Origin of the sequence: Pseudoalteromonas rubra, assembly GCF_000238295.3 — a bacterium.
GTDB lineage: Bacteria > Pseudomonadota > Gammaproteobacteria > Enterobacterales > Alteromonadaceae > Pseudoalteromonas > Pseudoalteromonas rubra.
Genome location: NZ_AHCD03000044.1, coordinates 473677 through 497656, shown reverse-complemented (window position 1 = coordinate 497656; position 23980 = coordinate 473677). Strand labels below are relative to the sequence as shown.

The 23980-nt window shown below is 47.4% G+C and carries 14 protein-coding genes; 4 read left to right on the top strand and 10 right to left on the bottom strand.

The window, feature by feature from the left end; all coding sequences use genetic code 11:
- Positions 1 to 208: 208 nt before the first annotated feature.
- Entirely contained in the window at positions 209 to 1135 is a 927-nt protein-coding gene (locus PRUB_RS23035) for a hypothetical protein (protein WP_010380065.1), read from the bottom strand.
- 112 nt (positions 1136 to 1247) lie between these two features.
- Here PRUB_RS23035 and PRUB_RS23030 point away from each other — a divergent pair, with 112 nt between their 5' ends.
- Entirely contained in the window at positions 1248 to 2081 is an 834-nt protein-coding gene (locus PRUB_RS23030) for a hypothetical protein (RefSeq protein ID WP_010380063.1), read from the top strand.
- Here the strand turns inward: PRUB_RS23030 and PRUB_RS23025 are convergent.
- From PRUB_RS23025 to PRUB_RS23005, 5 genes are all read right to left on the bottom strand, one after another.
- Complete coding sequence (locus tag PRUB_RS23025; RefSeq protein WP_010380061.1) at positions 2033 to 4165, bottom strand: EAL domain-containing protein; 2133 nt, start codon at positions 4163 to 4165, stop codon at positions 2033 to 2035. The two genes, PRUB_RS23030 and PRUB_RS23025, sit on opposite strands and share 49 nt — an antisense overlap.
- Before the next feature lie 230 nt (positions 4166 to 4395).
- Positions 4396 to 5280, bottom strand: a complete 885-nt coding sequence (locus tag PRUB_RS23020; protein ID WP_010380059.1) for a CheR family methyltransferase — start codon at positions 5278 to 5280, stop codon at positions 4396 to 4398.
- A complete protein-coding gene (locus PRUB_RS23015; protein WP_010380057.1) occupies positions 5258 to 9421 on the bottom strand; it encodes a response regulator in 4164 nt (1387 codons plus the stop codon). The genes PRUB_RS23020 and PRUB_RS23015 overlap by 23 nt, the downstream gene beginning before the upstream one ends.
- Positions 9422 to 9752: 331 nt before the next feature.
- The gene (locus PRUB_RS23010; protein WP_010380055.1) at positions 9753 to 10967 is read right to left on the bottom strand and encodes a sensor histidine kinase; all 1215 of its coding nucleotides are present in this window, start codon (positions 10965 to 10967) and stop codon (positions 9753 to 9755) included.
- Positions 10964 to 11644 carry a response regulator transcription factor gene (locus tag PRUB_RS23005; protein WP_010380053.1) on the bottom strand — a complete coding sequence of 227 codons (681 nt, stop codon included), beginning with the start codon at positions 11642 to 11644 and terminating at the stop codon, positions 10964 to 10966. Before PRUB_RS23005 ends, PRUB_RS23010 begins: the two co-directional genes overlap by 4 nt.
- A 71-nt stretch (positions 11645 to 11715) precedes the next feature.
- Between PRUB_RS23005 and PRUB_RS23000 the strand changes: the two genes are divergently transcribed.
- Positions 11716 to 13458 (top strand): amidohydrolase, encoded by a 1743-nt coding sequence (locus tag PRUB_RS23000; protein ID WP_021032695.1) that lies wholly within the window; start codon positions 11716 to 11718, stop codon positions 13456 to 13458.
- A gap of 42 nt (positions 13459 to 13500) precedes the next feature.
- Here PRUB_RS23000 and PRUB_RS22995 read toward each other — a convergent pair whose 3' ends face one another.
- The 4 genes from PRUB_RS22995 to PRUB_RS22980 all read right to left on the bottom strand — a co-directional run bounded on the left by PRUB_RS22995 (position 13501) and on the right by PRUB_RS22980 (position 21773).
- Entirely contained in the window at positions 13501 to 16080 is a 2580-nt protein-coding gene (locus PRUB_RS22995; protein ID WP_010380048.1) for a family 20 glycosylhydrolase, read from the bottom strand.
- Positions 16077 to 16952, bottom strand: coding sequence for an ROK family protein (locus PRUB_RS22990; RefSeq protein ID WP_010380046.1), 876 nt, complete (start codon positions 16950 to 16952; stop codon positions 16077 to 16079). Before PRUB_RS22990 ends, PRUB_RS22995 begins: the two co-directional genes overlap by 4 nt.
- Positions 16949 to 18211, bottom strand: a complete 1263-nt coding sequence (locus PRUB_RS22985; RefSeq protein WP_010380045.1) for an MFS transporter — start codon at positions 18209 to 18211, stop codon at positions 16949 to 16951. The genes PRUB_RS22990 and PRUB_RS22985 overlap by 4 nt, the downstream gene beginning before the upstream one ends.
- Before the next feature lie 589 nt (positions 18212 to 18800).
- On the bottom strand, positions 18801 to 21773 hold the full coding sequence (locus PRUB_RS22980; protein WP_010380043.1) for a TonB-dependent receptor: 2973 nt from the start codon (positions 21771 to 21773) through the stop codon (positions 18801 to 18803).
- A gap of 379 nt (positions 21774 to 22152) precedes the next feature.
- Between PRUB_RS22980 and PRUB_RS22975 the strand changes: the two genes are divergently transcribed.
- Complete coding sequence (locus tag PRUB_RS22975) at positions 22153 to 23019, top strand: AraC family transcriptional regulator (protein WP_010380041.1); 867 nt, start codon at positions 22153 to 22155, stop codon at positions 23017 to 23019.
- Between the two features lie 75 nt (positions 23020 to 23094).
- Positions 23095 to 23883 carry a penicillin-binding transpeptidase domain-containing protein gene (locus PRUB_RS22970; protein ID WP_010380039.1) on the top strand — a complete coding sequence of 263 codons (789 nt, stop codon included), beginning with the start codon at positions 23095 to 23097 and terminating at the stop codon, positions 23881 to 23883.
- The last annotated feature ends 97 nt before the right edge of the window (positions 23884 to 23980 follow it).

The following is a 23980-nucleotide window of genomic DNA, read 5'->3' as shown; positions in this document are numbered from 1 at the left end:
CCTGTTATTTTCCGGTACCTTTTTGGATCATCGATGACCATGACACCAGATTTTTGATAAAGCCCCAGGGCATCGCGCGAGCATAATAATCCGTTGACTGGAATGAACTGTGCATTACATACATGACGTTCCTAAAAGCGCGAGGCTGACACGCCGGACACCATGCGTATGCCGAAAGGAAGGGCTTAAAGTCTGCTGATCAGCAAGATTACTTATTGGCATCTTTGCGAATTTGATCCAGCAGGTCTTCGTCTCCGATCATACGTTGCATCAGGTTATAAACCTGATTATCAATATCATTGTCGTATAATTTCAGAATATCGTTTGCAAGCTGCCGCTTAAGCCCCGGATATTGCTCATCGTTCGCCTGATAATATTGCGACATCAGACCTTCTGCTGCGGTTGCTCTCATGTAATCGTTTTCTTCTTTTTCAACAATATCCAGCAAAGAACGCGCTATACGCGCGTCTACCACTGGCGTTTGTGCAACGACATCCAGTGCCTGAACTCTGAGTTTATCATCGTACTGCCCGCGGCTAATTTTAATCACAGCATCCACCGTATCGTAACTCATGGTGTCCATTTGCGTGCGATTCAGCACATACATATTCATCTGCAACTGACCCATCGCCGACAAACGGTCAATCACAGGTAGGCTCTCATCCAACACTTTTTGCTGTAATTGTCTGCCCAGTTTATCCGCATACTCAGGATCGGTTTTCAAACGCATCTCATAGTCATCAGGCAAGTCTTCATAAAAGCCATAAACCGGATTGCTCTGCCTGTGCTCAGCACGTTCTTTCTGCTCCTTTTTCTCCAGGATAGCTAAAACAGATTCTTCAAGCGCCTCAGGCGAAGAGGACTCAGAGAAGGTACGATTCTCCAGTTCGAGAACACGCTCCTGTAAATAACGCACTTGCTCCTCTAATTGCTCAATATGCTGCTGTTTTTGAACCAAGTTGCCTGCCTCGACAGGCGTAACCTGTTCGCTGTGACCTTGCAACGATGCATTTTCTGCTGATTGAACATCAGATGTGCTACTGAGTGCTGGTGACTGGGTAAAGTGGCTGTAAAGTGCGACGCCAAGCGCACAGACCGAAAAAGTAAACGACAGTGTGGTTTTCAATTGTGACATATATTTCCTCTCAAGCTTGGCAATCTACACAAAAAGCATTGCTTTTGCATGGAGAATACTGTTAAAAGTTGTACCTTCAACAAACAGGCCAAGATAACAACAAGGACTCAGGATGGTTGCCCGCTGGCATACAGTTAAAATAAGTGTCTTAATCATCGCACTCGCCATGCTCGACCTCATTTTCACTCTGCTCGGCGTGTGGTCTGTGGTAGGAGAAACACGCAACTGGGTATTAAGTTTTGAAGCATTGACCCTGATTTTATTACTGTGTAATTGCTTAATAATAAGACAGGTAATCAACCAACATCAATATGCACATAGTTATCGGCTCGTTGCAAACCTGGTGGTGTTTTCTTTGCTGTTTTGCCTGGCAGGCGACATTGTTAACTTCAACCTGGCTCAACACTACTTCCAGCATGGTGCCGTAATTAAACACGATTACCTCGCAGACTCTGTGTGGTTTTTTATGCCCGGCTATCTGTTGTTATTTCTCGCATGCTGGTGTTTGCTGGGCTATTCAGGCACTCAGGTAGTTTACTTTATTATTGCCATGCTAATCACATCCTTGTTAGCCTTATTCAGTTACTTAAATATGCACTTACCAGGTAGTGGCTGGTATGTCACGCTATTAACAGGTGGCTATGCCCTAGTCATAGCACAAGCGGCATTGTTAGGTTTGTGTTTACTTATCAGCTCTCGTATAGCAAAAACGCAAAGGACCATTCTGGCACTCGGTATGATACTGGCCACTGTTGCAGATGCGCTTATCGGCCAGTTTTGGCTCTTTGGCAATGAAGGACAAGGTTATTATCCTCAGATCAGAGCTATTAACTGGGCCATTTATATTACGTCGCAGGCCATTGTAATTCATTTACCTCTGGTTGCGATAACCCAGGCTCAAACCTCAAGTCGAACCTCTGCCGCAGAGGCTGGCTTGGCAAAATAATAGCCCTGAATGTAGTCGCACTTTTGCTCCAGCAAAAATGCTAACTGTTGCTCTGTCTCTACGCCTTCGGCCACCACTTTAAGGTGCATGTTGTGCGCCAAACTTATGATGGCGCGCACGACCATCTCACATTTATCATCCTCACCTAATTTACGGATGAATTCACGGTCAATTTTTAATGTATCAATCGGCAGGTGCACGAGATAACTAAACGACGAATAACCAGTTCCAAAATCATCAATCGCGACGGAGATACCCAGGCGCTGAAACGCATTAAGGATTTCGATTGCCTGCTGAGGGTTTTGCATCATCATCCCTTCAGTTACTTCCACCTCTATGGCGTTAGCCGGTAACTGATACTTTTGCAACAGATAAAATACCACCTCGGGCAGCTCCTCTCGCTGCAACTGATCCATAGATAAATTTACCGCGATACAGGGCGGGTTAGGGTATTCAGCTCGCCATTTTTGCGCCTGACGACACGCCTGTTCGACTACCCACTCACCCACCTTATTGATCATCCCCATTTCTTCGAGCTTGGGGATAAATACATCGGGACCCAGCCTGCTGCCATCCGCAGGAAACCAGCGTAACAACGCCTCTACCTTATTGACGCGATTATTAAGAATGTCCCATTGAGGTTGGTAAAACAGTGCAAATTCCTGGTGTTCAATAGCAGCACGTAGCTTTTGCTCTAATTCCAGCGATGCCAGTGCCTGTAAATGAAGCTCTTCAGTGAAAAACTGAAAATTCTGTCCGCCTTGCTTTTTGGCCCGGTACATCGCCAGCTCAACGGCCCTTAATACACTAACACTGTCTTCCCCGGCGCCCGGAAAACGCGCAATCCCAATACTTGGGCCAATGTAAATTTCATGCCCGCGAATAAGATAAGCGCCCGACAAATGGCTGAGTAAATGCTCGGCAAGCACCGCTTCATTCCTGACATGTTGTTCTATAAAGTTCTCCAGTAAAATCACAAATTCATCACCGCCAATGCGGGCAACAATGTCACCATCACTGACCGTTTTTACAATGCGGTGGCCCACTTCCTGAAGTAAAATATCACCCACTTCATGGCCAAACTGGTCATTGACCTGCTTAAAATGGTCCAGGTCGAGGTGCAGAAGTGAGAACTCCCGGCCATGTCTGAGGCTACGTTTAATTGCTTGCTGCAAGTGTTTCTCAAAAGTGCTGCGATTAACCAATCCCGTTAAAGTATCAAACTGAGACAAGCGACTCAGTTGCTCCTCAATACTACGTTTTTGACTGATGTCCTGAAAAGCAATGACCACACCAAACAAGGTCTTGTTTTCGTAGATAGGCGTGGCAATAAGCTCAGCAGGAAACATACGTTTATCACAATCTTTGAACAGCCCATATGTATCCCGGTAGGTGTAGCCTTTCGCACAGTGCTCAAAAATTTTGCACCCCTCCCAATTTGCATTACCCGCCCGTGACGTTGACAAACAAATAAACTCCGCAACATCAGCCCCGACTAAGGTATTTTCGTTCTGGCCAAGAATTTTCTCTGTGGCGGGATTGGTATAAGTAATCTTGCCACGAACGTCGACGCCTAGAATACCTTCGCCGATGGATTTGAGTAGTAACCGGTTTTTGTTTTCAAGCTCTTGAATATCATGAAAAGATTGCAGCAGCTTGGTTCTTTGCAGATCCAATTCAAGAAAAACTTGTACTTTACTGTACAACGAATGGGCATTAATAGGTTTAAACAGGTAATCAACCGCCCCAACCTCATAGCCTTTAAATTCCAGCGCTTCAGTGTGATCTGCCGCGGTGATAAATATAATCGGTGTGTGCTTAGTTTCGTCATTCATACGCAGCAAAGAGGCCGTCTCAAACCCATCAATGCCGGGCATCATGACATCAAGTAAAATAACAGCATACTTATGCCGTAATACCAATGAGAGGACCTCGTGGCCCGACTCTGCCGAGTGAAAATTAGCGTTCATATCCGACAGGATCTTTTTCACTACTCTGTGGTTTTCGGGCCTGTCATCGACAATCAAAATCGTGGGTTTGGTAAGGTCGTCTTGCTGCAACCGACTTTGCTGTATCGCTTCCATAAATCATCCTGGGTTGTGTCTTTCCCGCTCTTTCAAGCTTAGTACAAAAACCACACTGACAAGCCCAGGCTATTTAAAATTTCCTACGCCTTTAGTCCTAGTTCAAACCTGCAACCATGACAATTACACCCAAAAAAGGTACGACCCTTGGGCAAAAAACGCTTAAATTTACTATTTTTATTTCACTTAATGTGTTGATTAGCACAGCCAGAAACAATCTCGAATAGATATCATACTCTGGGTATTTTTCGATATAGGGTAGCCGCATTATCAAGTAGCTGCCATCGGCCATTGGAATCAAGAGAATCAAGGTTTTCGAGTCGTCCCAGACCTAAAAAGCCACTGTGGTGCAAACTCTGATCAAACAAATTGATAACTCGCTGCTTCAGCGAGTTATCAAAGTAAATCATAACATTTCGACAAAGTATCAACTGCATTTCACCAAACACACCATCACAAACCAGGTTGTGATTGGCAAACACAATGTTTCTGGCCAGTTCCATACGAATTTTGCTGCTGTGATATTGTGTAGAAAAATGTTCATGGAATGGCGTAGTACTGGATATTGCCAGCTGGTTATAATTTTTCTCCCCCTGCCGTATCGTTTCCTCTGTAAAGATACCCGTTTTGGCTTTGTCCAAAATCCGGTCATTAAAATCAGTTGCATATATCTTAGCCCGGTCATATAAGCCGTGAGCCTTTAATAACATTGCCAGAGAATACACTTCCTCCCCGGTAGCACACCCGGCATGCCAAATTTTGTAGTAGGGGAAAGTTTTTAAGATAGGAAATACATGTTGCTCAAGAGACTTAAAAAACGCAGGGTCTCGGAAGAACTCCGTCACGCTCACTGACAATTCCTGCAGCAGCTTGTGCATATACCCTTTTTCATACAGCACCTTGGGAATTAAATGCGAAAAATGGGCAACATCATCCATAAGCATGCAATTTTGTAAGCGTCTTATCAGCGTACTGCGCGCATACTGTGAAAAATCATAGCCACTACGCCGATACAAAACGTCCAGCAAAATATCGACTTCTAACATTTGCTCAGGAGTCAGCTTGCTTTCGCGGCTTGATAACCGGGTCATATCAATGGAGTCTGTCGCTTGCATTTTGCGTTTCATATAACCAGATTTTCATCATAGATATCAATACATTGATATCTACCGGTTTAGCGAGATAGTCACTGGCCCCAGCTTCCAGGCATCTTTGTTTGTCTTCACTCATCGCCTTTGCTGTTAGCGCGATAATTGGAAGGCTCTGTGAAATATCCGCGCGAATATGCCTCATGGCTTCAAAGCCGTCCATAATGGGCATCATAATATCCATCAGGACTAAATCAAATTGCTCACTCTGCTGGAGCTTTTCCAGGGCTAGTTGACCATTGTCAGCCATAGTGACATCCAGTCCCTGCTCCTTCAGCAACTTGGATAAGGCGTACGTATTTCGCAAATCATCATCCACCAACAGAACATGAAAGCCCGACAAGTCAACGGGTTGACTAACTATATCGCTGCGCTTTGCAGCAACGACACTGGGTGGTAACTGCTGCTCAACAGAGTGCAAAAAAAGCTCAACTTCATCTTGCAAACGCACCGGAGCATGGTCTGTCTTCAGTACAATTTTATCGGTAAACCGCAACAGCTGATGGTATTCATCCCGGCTCAGCTCCTGCGCGGTGTAAATAATGATCGGTGGCAATATCAGACCCGCCTCAGCATCCATTTTCTCGAGCAGTTCAAAGCCCGATATGTCCGGTAAATTCAAATCAACTATACAACAGTCAATCTGATGTTGTTTCAAAAGTTGCATCGCCGTGCTGCCATCATTTGCAACATGGAGCTGTAACCCCTTTTGCTGTAAGACATGTTTAATCACTTTACATGCATGTGTATCGTCTTCAACCAGGAGTATGTGCTTAATGTGTTTTTGTAGCAAGACTTCAAACTTAGCGAAGACCTGCTCCATCTGATCTAAAGAGACAGGCTTAGTTAAAAAATCGATTGCCCCTTTTTGTAGCGCTTTTGGATCTTTATTTTTACCCGATACAATATGAACCGGGATCTGGCGTGTTTTAGGCTCAGACTTCAACGTATCCAATAATGCCATCCCATCCATATCTGGCAATCCAATGTCTAATATCACAGCGTTAGGCTGCGCTTGTCGTACCTTGTCTAAGGCTTCATCGGCTCGAGCACATACCACAGGTTCAAACTGATGCTTGCGCGCAATATCAGCTAAAATACTGGCAAATTGGCTATCATCTTCAACAATCAAAATTGTACTTGCATAGTCAGGAACCGGCTCGGGCGGAACGTCAGCAGTCACGATAGAGTTAATGCCAGCTACGCTTTGTGACAGCGGCTCAGCCAGTAAGGCATCATCATGCACTTTCACAAAATCATTTTGCTGCACCGGTTGACTTTTGTGCACCTCAGTTTGTGGCACAGATGTAACTTGCTCCGCAGAGTCTAGTTGTTTTTGGCACGGTATATACAAAGAAAAAGTACTACCTGCCCCCAATTCGCTGGTCAGATGGATCTCTCCACCCAGCAACTTACTGAACTCTCGCGATATGGTCAGTCCCAGCCCTGTACCACCAAAGGCTCGGCTAGTTGAACCATCTGCTTGCTGAAAAGCTTCAAAAATCGCTTGTTGTTTGTCTGGCTCAATGCCAATACCTGTGTCTTTAACGACAAAACTCAGACAGTCATCCGGGGTCTGCTCCAAATTACTGAATTGCACATCACCAGCGAGTGGCTCTATGCATAGCTCAACATGCCCCTGGTCCGTAAACTTAAATGCATTAGACAATAAATTACGTAATATTTGCTCCAGTCTGAGCTCATCAGTTTCTATGTCTTTAGGTGCCAACGCAGAGATAGAAACCTTAAAATCCAGATTCTTTTCTTTAGCAAGCGGCTCAAACTGTCTCTTCAGTCGAGCCACAAAGCCGTGCAAATCAACCCTGTCTGAGATCAGTTTTAGCTTACCCGCCTCAACCTTTGATAAATCCAGAATTTCATTAATTAGCGTCAATAAAGACTGGCCACCGTTATAAATGACCTCAATGTCTTCAAGCTGATCGTCGCTTAAGTTACCTTCCGAGTTTCTGGCTAAAGATTGCGACAGTAGCAGCAAACTATTCAGCGGCGTCCGTAATTCATGTGACATGTTGGCCAAAAACTCAGACTTGTACTTGCTGGATGCGGCCAGCTGTTCTGCACGATGCTGTAACTCAATGCGGGCATTTTCGATTTCGACTTTTTGTTTCTGTAAGGTGTCCGTGCGCTCTGTTAATTCCGTATTGGTTTGAGTCAGGCGGCTTCTTTGCTCTCTGAGCTCTTCTTCCGAACGCTTTAGCTCCTGTGTTTGCTGTTCCAGTTCCTCATTGGCCGCTTTTAAATCCTGCTGCTGGGACTCAAGCTCCTCTGCCTGCTGCTGCGATTCATCCAATAGCTCCTGTAGCCTGCCACGTGACTGAGCTGATGCAATGGCCTGTGCAATACTATCCGCACACAACTCAAGCAACTCAATGCTCTCTGCAGAAAACGGCTTAACGCTGGCAACAACGATCACTGCCAGCACGGCTTCATTTTGCCGTCTGTCTTTTACTGGCATAGCAACCACATGCCGTGCAGCAGAGTGCCCCAGGCCCGAGTCTACCAAAATCGACACATGATCTTCAGGCAACTCTCTAAGATACAATAACTTGCTTTCTAACGCGGCCTGCCCAACCAGCCCTTCTCCGAGTTTAAATTCAGTATTTTCGGTATTTCGACATTGATAAGCATAACTGGCCTTTAACTGGAAAGTTTCGCCTTGTGCTGCGTAAAAAGCACCTACTTCAGCTTCCAAATAGCCGGTGCAAAAATCACAGGCAATTTGATAAATTTGAACCACAGACTGATTACCAGTTAAACGCTCAGCAATATCGGCTTGCCCTGCTTTTAACCAGGTTTGCGCTTGCGAAAGTTGATAAGCTTTACGCAAATTTTTGGTCATTGCATTCAGCGCTATCCCCAGTAAGTCTTGTGCTCCTTTTGGGGTAAAGTCTTGAGTATAGTCCCCTTTTTCTATTTCTTTTGCATGGCGGGTGATGGCACGTAGTGTTTCCGTCATTTTTGCCAGTGAGCGGGACAGCTGCCTCACCTCTTTGCTACCTTGAAGCTGTACATTGGTGCTAAAATCGCCGTCAGCAACTTGCTCTGCAACCTCAATTGACTGATTAATCGATTGCCCTATCTGCTTGTTAATTAAGTACGCGATAAGTGTTGTTATCATTGCCGCCAGGGCAAGTGCAATAACAGAGAATAAAGACAACTCTGCTAAGCTATTTTGATTAGACATCAGGCTGTTATCTGCAAGCTGTTGCTGCGCAATTTCGATTTCAATCAGCTGATTTTTGAGTGCCCGCGTTAACGGACCCAATTGCGCTTGCCAGATGCTTTCTGCCTGATCCCAATCAGCACTGCGTCTGAACTCGAACATATCTCGTACCAACGCCCAATATTCGACACGTAAACGCATAATTTTCTGAAATTGCATTATCTGCTGCTCGTCCAACAAGGTTTGTTGTTGCTGGACATTTAACCAGGCGTCTTCATGCCAGGAGTGATGCTCCTCAAAATCCCTGAAATAGGACTCCTGATTGCTGAGCAAAAACGCCTTTGCAGCGCTCATTGAAATTGCGAAGCTGGCCCTGAAGTCTGCCAGGTGCTTAAGAAGTTGCTTGCGCTGCTCTCCCGCAAAGAGCTCTTCTTCCCGCTCAATCAATAGCGTTACCGCATTTTGGATCCGCTCAGCTCTGGGCATCGCCTGATTAAAGAGAATTTGTAACCCTGGGAAGTTTTCTTCGGTTTGCGCCACGGCTTCTATTTGCTGCTGAACCAGCCTGGCTTCACCCAGCTTTGCTTCAAGCCTGACAACCTGGTCCCGGCTCAAGGCCGACAAGGACAATCTTTTAATCTTAAACAGGGACTCGTCAATGTTTTGCCAGGCCTCGCGTCGCCCTTGCAAGTGTTGCTGACCGCCGCCTGCCATCCAGGATTTCAGCTCGAGTTTAGAGTCCTCGAAGTTAGATCTCAGTGCCTGCATATGCTTAACACTGGCCAGTTCATTCGTACTAAACTGAGTGCTACTTTGCTCCAGCTCAGCTAACTGAAAAAGCGCTGCAATAACAATGGTGGCGGGGATCAAAAAAGCCAGTGAGAACCCAGTGCTTATTCGTGTGCTTAAGGTGTTAAACTCCATTATTCCTTCACTCTGTAATCGGTAGATCCATTTATTCTAAAATGCTCACTCAGAGTATAGTCACGGACTCTCAAACATGGGGAATATTTTGGTCAATTATCAATCACATGGTGAATAGCACCATTTCGATGCTAAACCACGCAAAAAGCCTTGTGCCAATAGGTTTAAGGGTAATCAAATAAAGTGGACAGACTCAGTGTAGGCGTCTTCAATAACGTTTTGAGTATCTGACTTCAAAAATGGGTCTCAATGCTTCCCGGTAAATTGCTATTGCCATCATTGGCTGCATTTCAAATACTGGCATAGCCACACGCAAACGGGCATGAGCACATCAGACTTGTGAAGATAAGTCCCCATGGTAACCGGAAAAATGGATTGTCAGTGTGTAATACTGACCCGGCTTATGCTGTGCCTGCCAGCCAAAACAAGCACACACGCGTGACACAATGCGAGTGCCTAACCCCTGCCCCTGATGCGTTTGTTGTGTGCTGATACCATTCGTGAAAATCATTCCATCGCTGTCCAACGACACACTGAGCGAGCCCTCACCGTGTTGCAGCGCGTTTTTGCCAATCTGCTCCAGAAGCAGATTCAGCAAACGCGACTGCACAGGTTTAATTATCGGCTCTGATGGGAGTTCGAGCGTGATCCTGAGCCCCTGTTGCTGCCAGTGCTGCTGCCAAGTTTGCAAAAATACATTGAGGTCAGTTGACGTCAGCCGCACCTGATCAGCTTTACACAATAACAAAATGGCTTCACTCAGCGAAGCCAGATCCTGCCCGGCCTCTTCAAGCTGAGTCAGCAAAGGTAACGCATCTAAAGGAAGCTCATCAAGTTGTTCAAAACGTGAGATCGTATTGTGGATCTGAGCCAGCGGAGTGTTAAGTTCATGGCTTAAAAAAGCGGAATAAAGCCGTTCCTGTTGCTGCGCATAACGCTGTGCATACGCATCCGTTGCAGCGAGAATGGAGTGGTGAGAGAACTCTTCAAATTGCGCTGCCTGAGTTTCATTCTCCTGTAAAGATACGCTCTGCAAAGACGCTGTCAGTCGCCCGGATTCACGTGCAATACGCCGGTGTATTGGCCACCAGGTCACTGCAGCGAGTATCAACAAAGCCAGCGTCAGCGCAATGAATACCGCCACCAGACTTGGCGAATCCTGGCCGCTAATACGATGAATAATATACAGCGGCTCGAAGGCGCTTTCTGTATAGCGCAGAGTATATAGATAATCATCTGACAGCGTCAGCAGTTGCGTGATTTCCTGCCCCTTTGCCTCTGGCCCAAGCCCATGCTGACTTAAAGCTTGCTGATAGTCTGTAGGTAAATCTTGCCAATTACCCATCAATTTACCGCCATCCTCGTATGGCAACATTAGCTGTCCAGACAACGCTACCTCTAGGTCTTGATAAAGATAATATTCTGAGGTCCCATCCCAGGCATAGTGATACACCTGACTGGCCACCCAGATCCAAATTAAGGAAAAGAGTCCAAATAAGGCAAACAACCATCGTGCGAGATACCACCTGAGTGTTTTTTGCCTCATGAACTCGATTCTCTCAATGCAACGCCCTGACCCTTAAGTGTTTGTATGACTGAGGGTTCGTCGCCACGACTTAGGTTATGCCGAAGCCGGGTCAATAGTGACTTGTACATATTGTTGTTGACCTCACTGTCAGGCCAGACATGGCGCAAGATCTGCGCTTTGCAAACAGGAGCCGGGGCCTGCTCCGCCAGTAAAGCAAGCAGTTGCCATTGCTGGGGTGATAAAACAATGGTGCGGCTGCCACGGGTAACTATTTTTGCCGAAAAATCCACATGCAGGCTACCAAGCTCAAACACTTGATTGTGCTTATTTACTTTGCCCGCCAACAACTTAATTCGAACCGCCAGTTCAGGCAGGGCAAAAGGCTTGGTCATATAATCCAGTGCCCCTGCCGCAAAAGCAGCCAGTTTGTCATCCAGATCCGTTGCCGCCGTGCAAAACAATACAGGCGCATCAAACCCGGCCAACGACTGCTGTAATAAACTCAACGCATTACCATCAGGCAACGCCATATCCAGCACGATCGCATCATATTTATCGAAAGTGGCCGTTTGCGCTGCAATGTCTTTCGCGCAGCTCAGCGTTGCGGCATAATCCACCTCGATTCCCTCAGCATTGAGAAAGTCTATCGTTTGCGCTGCCAGTACGGCATCGTCTTCAACCAATAAGACCAGCATTTAACCTCTATACTGTTACTTTGTGGTTACCATGCTACTGATAGTGTATCGGCATCAATGAGGAGTCAACAATGCGAGCAACAAAGATGATCACAAGCAGTTTTCTGATAGCCGGTTTAGCCCTCAGTGGCTGTAACTCTGACAACCAAACCAACAACCAATCTACCAATTCAACAACTTCAGCAAGTTCAAATGTTGAGCAAACTAACGAAGCGCACAGCGCATCCATGGTGTTCACCAACGGGCGAATTTACACCGTTAATGCCGAGCACCCCTGGGCACAGGCGGTGGTACTTCAGGATAATAAAATCGTCCTGGTCGGGAGCAACGAAGAAGCTCTAATGTATATCAGTGACACAACACAGCATATTGACCTACAAGGTAAAATGATGCTTCCGGGGTTTCATGATGTGCATATGCACCCGCTTGAATCTGCTTCTGAAGCCACCCAATTTACCGTACCCGCCGCTGCAACGGCAGGGGAATACATAGACGAAGTGGCTTATGCCGCCAGTCAGCACCCTACCGCTAGCTGGTTGATTGGCTATGGCCATGAAATCTCGACCCTATTGGAAATGTCCGACTCACCACTAGCGGTACTCGACGAAGCTGTGCCAGATCGGCCTGTGATTATCATGGAACAAACTTCTCACTCCATGTGGGTTAATAGCAAAGCACTGGAGCTTGCCGGCCTGTCGGCGAGAAGCTTAGATCCGATTGGGGGTGTGCTGGGTCGCAATGAACAAGACCAGCTGAATGGTATTTTGTACGACAATGCCGGAAATCAGGTCATGGAGCTGGCAATGCAGTCTCTCCCTGATGCAGCACAAAGTGACTACCTTGGCCTGCTTGAATACACCATGCCAGAGCTTAACAAGGCAGGGATCACCTCCATCAGTGACGCCCGTACCTACTGGCAACGCGGTCACCTGGAAACCTGGCAACGCGTTGCGGATGAAGACAAGCTGACATTGCGTGTTTCGCTTGGGCTATGGGCATATCCGCAAATGAACGACAACACTCAGCTTGCCAAACTCAAATCTTTATATCAGAGCAATTCAGCTGAGCTGTTACAGGTAAATCAGGTCAAATTCTATATGGATGGCATTTTGGTCAATACCACCGCAGCCATGCATGAACCTTACCTGGAGAACTGGCTTGAGCTGGATGGCAATCGTGGCCTCAATTACTTTACGCAGGCACGGCTTGAAAAATACATCAAAGCACTGGAGCCAACAGGGTTTGACTTTAACATTCATGGGATTGGCGATCGGGGTATTCATGAAGCGTTAAATGCCATTGAAAATGCCTCAAATGGTCAGGCCCGTCACCGCATCACACACCTGGAAGTCGTTGACCCTGATGATTTACCGCGCTTTGCCAAGCTGAATGTGATTGCTGATGCACAAGTCGCCGGAGATTTTACCGACCCGAGTCACTGGCCTGACACCATCCCACTGATTGGCTCGGAGCGTGCTCAGGATCTGGTGCCCATTCGCAGCCTGACTGATAATAAAGCCACGCTCACTCTTTCCAGTGACTGGAATGTCAGCCCATTTAATCCGTTTATCGGTTTAAGTAACGCGGTATCACGTCAGCCACAGGCCATTTCACTGGCGCAAGCTATTGAGGCTTATACGCTCAACAGCGCCTATGCGATGCGACAGGAGCAGCGAGTCGGAAGTATTGAAGTGGGCAAATTAGCCGATTTAGTGGTCATTGACCGCGATCTCTTCGAAGCCAGCGCCAGCGAGATCCGCAATACACAAGTGGTAATGACACTGTTGGATGGCGAAGTTATTTACCGGCGTTAAATTAATTAAGGGGCTAATTTAGCCCCTTATTGTCTAACCAGGTTAACCATTGCCAGGCCCTACCGGGGCTGGCAATGGTAACGCCCGCCCGGTTCGGGATTCGTCCTCTAATGCAGCTCGCACGGCATCAACCGAATCAAAATCCAGCCTTGGGTGATAGTTTACCCAGCGACCATTGATAAGTGCTTCGAGTTTAAACCCAGGGATCTCACTGAACATATTCAGCGTCCCATCATCACGACGACTTGCAGCTACGGTAGGTATACGGAAAAAACGACCCTGACGCGTTAACTTAGGTAACTCACGATAGCCCAGCAAAGAGACAAAACGTTGCCAGTCCCGCTCACGTAACCGTCGCTTTTTATCATTGAAATGGCCACTGTTGCGACTGTATACCAGACCCCCCTGGTATGGGACAGTCCATGCCGGCTTGTGCCACGCACGCTCTGCTAAAGCTAACAAGCGTGGATACAGCATATACTCCGCCTGTAGATCATCTCGTATCATTTCGCTCCACAGGTGTCCCTGCATACCTGTATAGCCAACGCCCGGTTTCAGAGCAGAGTCACTGTCATCAGCGCTATAGGTATGGTGCAATACATCACGCCAAAACTCCGCATGCACAGGCAAGTTATCCGGCATAAATTCAAATACTTTACGGGTATCTAGTGCCCGGCTGGCCCAGTGATTACCACGCTCGTCAGGGTGGGACTGATAAGGAAAGTCAAAATAAGTCACATCAGGCAGTGACAGCACCACTTCCCAACCCAGATTAGCCTGCTTGTGCGCTACTTTATGCCCTTGTTCACTAAGCGTACTCCAGACATTGGATTGGACATTTTTAGGCATTTTTTCTGGATTCACATCACTCAGGCCATCGCTCCAGCCTGCCACCGTGATGCCTTTTTCAGCGACCATGGCCGCCACTTTTTCAATAAAGTACCCATTCATCGAGGCAATGGATTGCTCTGTATTCAGCGCTTTACATGCGGGTGAGTCTAGCCAGGCGCCCGCCGTTTCATCCGCACCGATGTGATACGTTTTTAAAGGTATACCAGCACGCTCATGCATCCGCTGAAGCTCAGTCAGTACCTTATTTACAAATCGATACGTCGCTGGCAAACACACATTCAGAGTATTATCGTGGTAATGCTGGATGGAGGAATAGCGCGTCTCGTCAGCTTCTTCCACCAGCCGATATTCATTGGCCGCCTCCGTTTTTCCTTTGGCTATCAAAGCCCGGTAACGCGCTTCCATTGCAATAATGGCGGCACGAGAGTGTCCGGGCATATCCAGCGATGGGATCACTTCAATGTGATGCGCTTTGGCGTAGCGCAAAATTTCACTGTAATCCTGCTGAGAATAGTGGCCATTACGCGGCGCACCGGTGCCGGTACCCGCGCCCAGTTGTGGCAATAAACAACGCGTTTCACTGAGATCTAAACAGCGTAACCCTCCCACTTTTGTCAGCTCAGGCAGGCCTGCGATAGCGAGGCGCCAGCCTTCATCATCAGCCAGATGCAGGTGTAACTTATTTAATTTATAAGCGCCCATTTGCGCTATGGTATCTAACACAAATTGCTTGGAACGGAAGTTCCGGGCACTGTCGATATGCAACCCCCGAAACCCATATCGGGGCGCATCAGTAATAGCCACACTGGGGATACTGTGGGTTTTCAAATCCATGAGTCCTGCCAATGTTTGCACGCCATAGAAGGCACCAGCGGCATCAGATGCCTTAATATCAATCAGGTTAGTAGAACTGTTGAACTGATACCCCTGCGCAGCTATGGGCAGCGAGGGATCCACAGTGACCCTCACTGACAACCCTTTTTGAGTTTGCTTCACACCCAGCTGCGCGAGTCGCTTACCGGCCATTTCAATCTGTGCCAAATCAAGGCCTGTCAGCTCAAAACGAATCCCCATTTTCAAACTGATCCGCCCCTGAGATACCACTTTGAACTCGCGGGGCATCGGGATCAGTCCCTCTGGCGCAGCGCGAAGTTCGGGTTCAGACTGGTGTTGCGCCAAATAAGCTGCGCCCATCCAGGGGGTCTGGTCTTTATTACTGACTCGCAACTGATGGTATGACTCGAACGGTGCCAGATATGGCTGCTGCTCAAGCCAGGTTTGCTCATCCCGAACCGGCCGCGTGCTGGCGATCACTCTGGGACGCAGACGCTCAGTTTGATCGGCTAAGATATAATTGGGCATAAACTCAGAGCGGGTGATCTGCGAATGTTCTGTGTAAAAACGCACGCTATAAGTTTCATCTGAAGAGAAACCAGCAAACTGCTCAGTGGGAGTCAGTCGATGCAAATCGCCATTCAGGTGCTCAATTCTGAACACGTCAGATTCAACCTGATAAATCGGCATCAGCTGGCTAAAATAAATGGCCCAATCAGCGCCACTGTAACGCTGGGGTGAACGCAGCTGTAATTCAGAAAAGTAACACTGTTTCACAGGTTCCGGACACTGCTGTGGCATAGAATCAATTAACTGATAACGGATCTGAAGATTATCAGCCAACGCATTCAACTCGCCTTGTGTTAACGGCGTTGTAGCCGCGTGTGCTGTGTGCGCACCCAATAGTGCCATTAACAGGCAAGCAATCTTATTCATATTCCCTCCGAAAACTGTTCCTGGAACAATTTATAAGCACCACGCAACGCGGCATGCTCCAGCTTACCTACTTGAATTTCGAGTTGTTTAAACAACGCCGGATGTGTTTGTCCGGCGAGGCTTTTCCACATACTGCGCTGAAATAAGTCATAGGACTTACTGACAGATCCACCCAGGACGATTTTATCCGGGTCAAAAGCCAGCAGCGTCTGCGCCAGTGCATATCCCAGGTGGCTACCAAACTCGTCGAACAGAGATTGTGCATAGCGATCTCCCTGCTGTGCGAGTGCAGCCTGCTCTGCACCGTTAGTACCTCGCTCCAGAAAAAACTGCCCACTGGTATATTGCTCCAGGATACCATCACGATAGGGAAAGCTGCCGAACTCTCCCGCTGCACAATGCCTGCCACTGTATAGCCGGCCATCAAAAATGAGCCCTGCCCCCAGACCGGTTCCCAGGCACACCCCCATCAGGTTGCTCAGCGGCTGGTAACAAGGGGCACCTGAGTGGTAATGACGACCGTAAAAATATTCACCCATAGTAAAACAGTTAACATCGTTGTTAACAACTACAGGTAAAGAAAAATATGCGGTTAATTGTGCAGCCAGCGGCACATCCTGCCACGCTGGAATATTAACCGTCTCCAGTACAGTGCCGTCACTAAGATCAACCATACCGGGCACACCTATAGCGATACCACAACACTCGTCGTTGAGCTGCTCAGCGATAATGCCCGTGATAAACTCATTAACCTGCGTTTTAGTCGCAGAGGCCGGCACACTATAACGGCGAGCTTCATAAACACCTTGGTCATCAACTCGGGCAACCTGTGCTTTAGTGCCACCCAAATCAACACATACTATTGTACTCATTGGCCCGCCGCTTCCTGTTTCTCTGTCAGTTGAGTTTGCTTGTGCCAGAACATTCTGACGGTATGATTACGCACGATTGGCTGTGCCCACCAGGCTATCCAGGCAATGTACCCAAGCGGCAAGAGCAACACTAAACATGCCAGCTGTAAAGAACCACTCAGTTGGGCCAGAATACCGATTAAAGGAGAAGCCAGTGCTCCCCCAACAATGCCAGTACATAACACCCCCGATACGGCACCATGGCCACTCGACACAGAGTTTAACGCCAGAGAAAACAACACTGACCACATCACAGATAAGAAAAACCCGGATAACGGGAAAGCCAATAGCGCGATACCTGTACTGCCAGTCAAAGCCGTGATAAGACTCAAAGCGGCCCCCAGGCAAAATAGCATGAGCACAAGTTTGGCATCGAATAGTTTCAATAACAGTAGCCCCAATACACATCCCAGCGTCAGCATCATCCAGAACTGACTGATCACCTGCGCGCTGGATTGCGGTTCAATCTGATGATAAGTCTGTAAAAATACCGCTATTGAGTTGGCAATCCCCTGCTCCAGTGCCACATACGCCACAATGGCAAAAAAGAAGCGGATCACAACAGGGTTACGAAAGTACGCTACACATGCTTGCCAGCTCAGTGTCTCTTGTTCTTTTCGTTCAACTACTTCGAGCCTGCTTAGCCCTATCCAGATCAACATCAAAACACTGAGCAGTGCGAACAGCCAGTACATGCTTAACCAGGGCATCGCTGCGGGGATCCAGGTAAAATCGGCAGGGCGCGCTTGTACCTGACCGGCGAGTGAAACATAAACCCAGGGCGACAAACTGGCAGCCGCACCAAACAATAACTGAGCAAGTACTGAGAACGCTGCAAAATGTGCGCTGCCGCCGCTGCGTCGCAGTAACGGGTTAATGGCAACCTGCAACATCGCCATCGCGGTACCAATCAAAAACAGCGCCAGCATTGCCACCGCAAACACCGGGGCTAAGGCAAACAACAACGCCCCGGTTCCTGCAAGCATAAAAGCTCCCAGCATCACGCGTTTTTCACCAAAACGCTGTACCATTAGACCGGCAGGGATAGACATCACGCCGTAAGCAATGAAAAAGGCGAAAGGGAATAAGCCGGCCAAAGTAAGGCCTATATCAAAGCTTTTAATGAGTTCCGGAAACAATGGACCGAGAATATTGGTGAAAAACGACACCATAAAGAAGGTTACCAGCACCAGGGCAACCACGGAGTAATTGGGTTTCATGCGTCTTACCTTATCATGAGCTTAGAAATAAAAAGGCGGTGGCTTAATTGGAATCAGTTTGTGGGCAGACAAACTCAATGATCCAAGGGGATCCTGCTAGGGATAGCCACCGCCTTAACTCGTTGGTAAGACTAGTTTGCCGTCATTGCCAGCACTGTAGCGGCACATTTCAAACAATTGCTAATACTTTTCTCGTGCTCTGTATAGTCAGCCAGGGGCATAAAAATTGGATAACTATCAATAAGCTTAGCCGCCTAATCAGGTACTCGATGTTCACTCGGTATATTTACAGGCAAGACTAAAATATTATTCAACTTACGATATGAAAAAGTTAATAAATTCTTTGCAATACACTAATTGAAATGAGGGAAATGCATCATTCATCCGGATATTTGTGGGTAAATTCCACTTAAGTCACAGCAAATGCATTTAGGCACGCAGGCATACGGAAGGTATTCAGATTAGATAGTAAAATAGCATGAGAAAAAATCACTAGCGCTGGGTCACTCATGTATCCAGCGCTGCGCATTGATCTCATGCCAAAGCAAAAAGAAAAGGCCTGAACAACCTACTCAGGCCCGAGGGAGAATTACCAGCGACCGCGCACACCCAGTGTCAGGCGGCGCTCATAAACGTTTTGTGAAATACGGTTGTCTTTCCATTGTGCATAGTTAGATTCGTATTCCTCAGTCAAGTTACTGCCGGACATATACACTGTCATATAGTCAGTCACATCATAACTGGCCGAAATATCTATATAGGTTGTCGGCTCAGTCCAAATAGCCGTATCACCCATACCACCCGTCGTTGTAACCTGCGCCAGGCGTTTGGAACGATGGTTCGCCGCTAAACGGAACTGGAAGCCATCTTTTTCGTACCAAAGTACCGCGTTAGATGATTCTTTAGAGTTATCTTCCAGTGGTAATGCGTCACCATAGAAGTCAACACGACCACTTTCACTGTCTGAATAGGTGTAGTTAAATGCCGCACCAAATCCGCTCCAAAAACCTGGCAGGAAGTCAAACGCTTGCTGATAGGTAAATTCAGCACCGTTCATCGTACCACCCTGACCATTGACTTGACCGGTTACGCTGACCTCACGACGTACGACGCCATCGGCATCAGCCAGTGGCATTGTCCAGGTACTGGTTTCAATGAAAGACTTAAGCTGGATATTGAACACACCAATACTGACCAACGCGCTTGGTGAGAAATACCATTCCAACGCAAGATCCGTGTTTGTGGCGCGCCATGGTTCCAGCTCCGGGTTACCCTGCATGGTTGCATTGGTTGCAATCAACAAGTCAGGAGAAATCCCTTCACGCGCTGCCAGGTCATCACCGGCACGTGAACGGCTTACCTGCAAACCACCTGCAATTGCGCCAAGGTCAAGACGCGTCATGGTTTTACCCCAGGCAGAACGGAAGATCAGGTCGTCGCTCAGGTTAACCGCCAGGTTCAATGAAGGCAGGAAGTCACTGAATGATTTGCTGGTATTAATATCACCGGCATCGGCTGCCACAGAGCCAGGACAGTTCACACAAATAGAGTCGCCAATCACATTTTGCAGAATGTCGAGATCCGTTTTAATGTATTGGAAGCCCAGGTTAGCAGTGTACAGATCGCTCGAGAAGTCAGCACGCCAGTAAAGCGTTTGTGTTTCTTCTTCAACCTCATAGGTGCTGCCTGGTACGCCACCTTTTTTGTTACCTGGATAGAGCTGATTCTGGAATGCAAATGGGTCGTCAAGCTGACGCGGGTCGATAAAGAAATAGCTGCCACCATTAACCGGGCCAAAATCAGATACCTGCTGGATCCACGTCTCTGGCAATTTATCGAAGGTATAAGGCGTATCGTAACCCATTGTCAGGTCACCGTCAGACGCACTCGGTACACCACCGCTGCCGTCCGTATCGAAGGCCGCCAGACCTTGGTCTTTCCACATTACATCAACACTGCCTTCGCCAACCGGGTTGGTGAATGGCGCCAGCAATACATATTGCTCGCGGGATACGTCACGATTACCCAAACGAGCGCCAAAGCTCATTTTGGTCAGAGAACCCATATCTTCGAACAGGTATTCACCATCAAGACGCAAAATGTCCAGGCTGGCGTCTTCGTTAAAGTTGTTCTCAGAGTACGTTGATACCACTGAGTAACGGCTCATATTGGAGCCAAACACTTCACCTTGCATCTCACTGGGCGGCAATAATACCGGGTGATCACCCTGATAGTTCAATCTCACCGGCACAGTGCCAGGGCCATAACCATTTGGGTTTACCGCAATCGGGCCATTGCCTTCGTTACGACGCAGGTTATGTGCCAAACCACTGGTCATGTACCCTTGAGCAACGTTTTCCGTATGCATACGCTCCGCATCAGCTGTGATCAGGCGCATCTTACCCGAGAAATTACCATCGCCTTTGTAGGTCAACTCAAAGTTGTAGTTGGTTGATTCACGCTCATTGGTATGGCTTTCAGAGTGCGCAACAACACGTGGCGCGTGTAGCGTAATATCCTGTGCAGTGTACAGGTTGTATCCACCAGACGTTTTACCTCGGTCCATTGCATCATGCTGCTCCTGCCAGTCCCAGTGACCACCCCAGGCGTTATCCGCCATCAGGCCGCGCTGACGATCTGCATCATCCATTTTGGTATAGAAAACATCTGCGCTCAGCTCAAAATTGTCATTAAGCTGCGCCTGGAAGCTCAGGCTACCACCTGTACGCTCACGCTCAGTGAAACGGTTAACCATCCCGTAGCTGACGTAAGTGAATTCAGCATCATCAGTATCACCATCGCCATTGATATCTCCATCCGGACAATACCAACAACCGCCTGCTTCTTGCGGTGCATAGCCCCAGCCATGGTTGGTCGAACCAAAGCGATAGTTCGCCAGATTCACTTCATCTCTGGTTAGTGTCGCAAGTACCGCGAAACGCTCAGCGTTATAGCCCGCCGCAATCATGGTTTTAGGGTCAGTTTCTTTTGAATAAGAGCCACGTGAGGCTTCCACCAATGCTGCACCGCTGAACCCTTCTTCTAAATCAAATGGCTTGCGCGTTTTCAGATCGACAGTACCAGAGATACCACCCGCCAACGTATCAGCAGTTGGCGATTTCATCACATCCATAGCACCAACCAGGCTCGAAGGAATATCGGTAAAGTCTGGTTGTACTGTGGTCAGTGAACCGGCACTGAGGAACTGCTCCCCATTAAGTAACGTGGTGACCTGTGGCATACCCCGTACGTTGATCGTTGAGCCTTCACCTGCACTTCGGCGGATCTGGATGCCCGGTACACGCTGTAGTGAATCCGCGATTGTCACGTCCGGCAGCTTACCTATGTCTTCTGCTGTGATGGAGTCAACAACACCATCCGCAAAGCGCTTGGTATTCAGGCTTTTTTCAGTCGAAGCACGGATCCCTCGAACTTCAATTACTTCCACGGACTCTTCTTGCTCGGCCTGAACCGGTGCAACAAAGGTGGTGCTTGAAATCACTGCGGCAGTGACCGCAAATGAAATGCGAGACAATCTGAATGCTGCATTGCTGTGTTTCATCTTCTTCCTCTTATTCTGTATTATCAAGATGTACGCCTGGTGAAATAATCATCAGGCACTTTCCCTATTTGAACAGGCCTGTAACTTATAAGTTTGCATTTTCAAACTCATATCGGTACAAATCTATCAGATAACAGCGCTGTCATTTTATAACGCAGTACTTAATGACCAGCCATGTGTCGACATTATGCATGCTTTCCTTTAACTCATGTTAATAATTTGTACCTTTTTGTGTGTATTGAATAGGATAGTATTGCAAGAGCAGTGAAATGCATCACCTTTCAGAGCGCAGGGCGCGAAGATAGCAGAATCGACAAACTTTTAGCGCAAAAAGCATGCGCCTAAAGCCCACAGCTGACCAACATGAAGGAGCAATATAATGAAAGCTATGTGTGAAAAAGTCATTCCGTCTCATAATTGTTCATGGCGCTATTGCCTCTATCAGCTGGACGAAATTCCATTTAACTGGCATTACCACCCTGAATATGAAATTTGCCTGACACTGAATAGCCAGGGCATGTGCCACATTGGTGACCATATCACGCCATACGACGACTACGACCTGGTACTGATGGGCCCTGAACTACCCCATACCTGGCAATCTCGAGACAATACAGATGGCAGTCAACATATAGTTCATGTGGCACAGATCCCGGCTCCCTGGCTGCAACAGCAAATGCAGCAAAACCCCGAGTTACAGGGATTGCATACTTTACTGGACCATGCCAAATGCGGACTAAGCTTTAATAAGAAAACAGCTAAAAAAAGCGAAAAGCTCTTCAATAAAATGCAAAATGCGTCACCAATGGAGCGCTATATTTTACTTTTTCAGCTACTCAATCTGATGGCAAACAGCCCCTATCAAACGCTGTCTACCATGGAGTTTAGTTTTGCCAAACAGCTCGATCCTGCCAAGGATAAGTTTGATCATGTGATAAACTATATCTACGACAATTACACTGAATCTTTAAGTGCAGAGCTGCTTGCAAGACAAGCACATATGAGTACCAATCACTTTCATCGCTTCTTTAAAAAGCGCACAGAATGTACAGTGACTGAGTTTATTAATCAGCTGAGGATCGCCAAAGCCTGTAAGCTGCTACTCAAAACCAAAGCCCCGATCACTGTGATAAGTGACCAGTGCGGCTTTAATAATTTATCTAACTTTAACCGTCGCTTTCTTGCTATCAAGCAATGCACCCCCAGTCAGTTTCGGGCCAGGGTACAACAAAAAGCGCTGATTTAATAATCGGTTCAGGCTAAGGTAAGGGTTCGTTTATATGATAGGCGCGATCTAACTATAATAACTAAGGACAAACCCATGCCGCTACTGACTTCATTGGCCCTGACGCCGCTACTTACAGCCAGTGTGCTTTCAACCCCCGCGACCTTGCCAGCCTGTCAAACTGGACAGGCATGTACCATGGCGGTATATAGCGAGCGCTCGCAACAATGGCAATTTATAAACCAATCGCGCGCGCAGCAAGCGTACACACCCTTCTCGACTTATAAAGTGCCCAACACATTGATCTTACTAGATACGCAAACCATCAAACCCGGACAGGGTTACCAGATAGATTTAGATACCTATCCGGTTAAAAAGTGGTGGTTTGACGCCTGGCGTAAGAAGTCAATCACCCCACAAGACGCATTCAGGTATTCAGCCCTGCCTTTGTATCAGACCTGGACTAACTTGCTGAGCAAGCCTGTAATGCAGCAGTACCTTGACGACTTTAACTATGGCAACCGTGATATCAGCGGGCCTCACGATCAGTTCTGGCTCAACAGCAGCATTAAAATCAGTGCTGTTGAACAGGTCACATTTCTGCGTCGGTTACAGACCCAAACTTTGAAGCTTAAGCCCTCGACCTATCAGGCATTTGATACGATTTTCTTACAGGAACAGACGGCCAATACCAAGCTGTATGCAAAAACGGGAACCGGACCGGTCGCCAAAGGGAAATACATAGGCTGGTATGTTGGCATTGTTGAGAACAGCGAAGGACGTCATTACTTTGCTTTTAATATGGATGCCAAGAACTTTAAAGAAGTCGTATCCACCCGAGTCGAAATCGCTAAAGCCACGCTGAACAAGATGGGCGTGTTATAACTTCAATCAGAAGAATTAAGTTCCTAACTCTGAGGTGCAGCGGGTTTACCCGTGTATACGCAATGGCAGAGAACAGAAGCGGCTTGTATCTATTACA

Coding starts and splice junctions, on each gene's coding strand:
- PRUB_RS23035 (WP_010380065.1), bottom strand. CDS start 1,135: ATGTCACAATTGAAAACCACACTGTCGTTTACTTTTTCGGTCTGTGCG.
- PRUB_RS23030 (WP_010380063.1), top strand. CDS start 1,248: ATGGTTGCCCGCTGGCATACAGTTAAAATAAGTGTCTTAATCATCGCA.
- PRUB_RS23025 (WP_010380061.1), bottom strand. CDS start 4,165: ATGGAAGCGATACAGCAAAGTCGGTTGCAGCAAGACGACCTTACCAAA.
- PRUB_RS23020 (WP_010380059.1), bottom strand. CDS start 5,280: ATGCAAGCGACAGACTCCATTGATATGACCCGGTTATCAAGCCGCGAA.
- PRUB_RS23015 (WP_010380057.1), bottom strand. CDS start 9,421: ATGGAGTTTAACACCTTAAGCACACGAATAAGCACTGGGTTCTCACTG.
- PRUB_RS23010 (WP_010380055.1), bottom strand. CDS start 10,967: ATGAGGCAAAAAACACTCAGGTGGTATCTCGCACGATGGTTGTTTGCC.
- PRUB_RS23005 (WP_010380053.1), bottom strand. CDS start 11,644: ATGCTGGTCTTATTGGTTGAAGACGATGCCGTACTGGCAGCGCAAACG.
- PRUB_RS23000 (WP_021032695.1), top strand. CDS start 11,716: ATGCGAGCAACAAAGATGATCACAAGCAGTTTTCTGATAGCCGGTTTA.
- PRUB_RS22995 (WP_010380048.1), bottom strand. CDS start 16,080: ATGAATAAGATTGCTTGCCTGTTAATGGCACTATTGGGTGCGCACACA.
- PRUB_RS22990 (WP_010380046.1), bottom strand. CDS start 16,952: ATGAGTACAATAGTATGTGTTGATTTGGGTGGCACTAAAGCACAGGTT.
- PRUB_RS22985 (WP_010380045.1), bottom strand. CDS start 18,211: ATGAAACCCAATTACTCCGTGGTTGCCCTGGTGCTGGTAACCTTCTTT.
- PRUB_RS22980 (WP_010380043.1), bottom strand. CDS start 21,773: ATGAAACACAGCAATGCAGCATTCAGATTGTCTCGCATTTCATTTGCG.
- PRUB_RS22975 (WP_010380041.1), top strand. CDS start 22,153: ATGAAAGCTATGTGTGAAAAAGTCATTCCGTCTCATAATTGTTCATGG.
- PRUB_RS22970 (WP_010380039.1), top strand. CDS start 23,095: ATGCCGCTACTGACTTCATTGGCCCTGACGCCGCTACTTACAGCCAGT.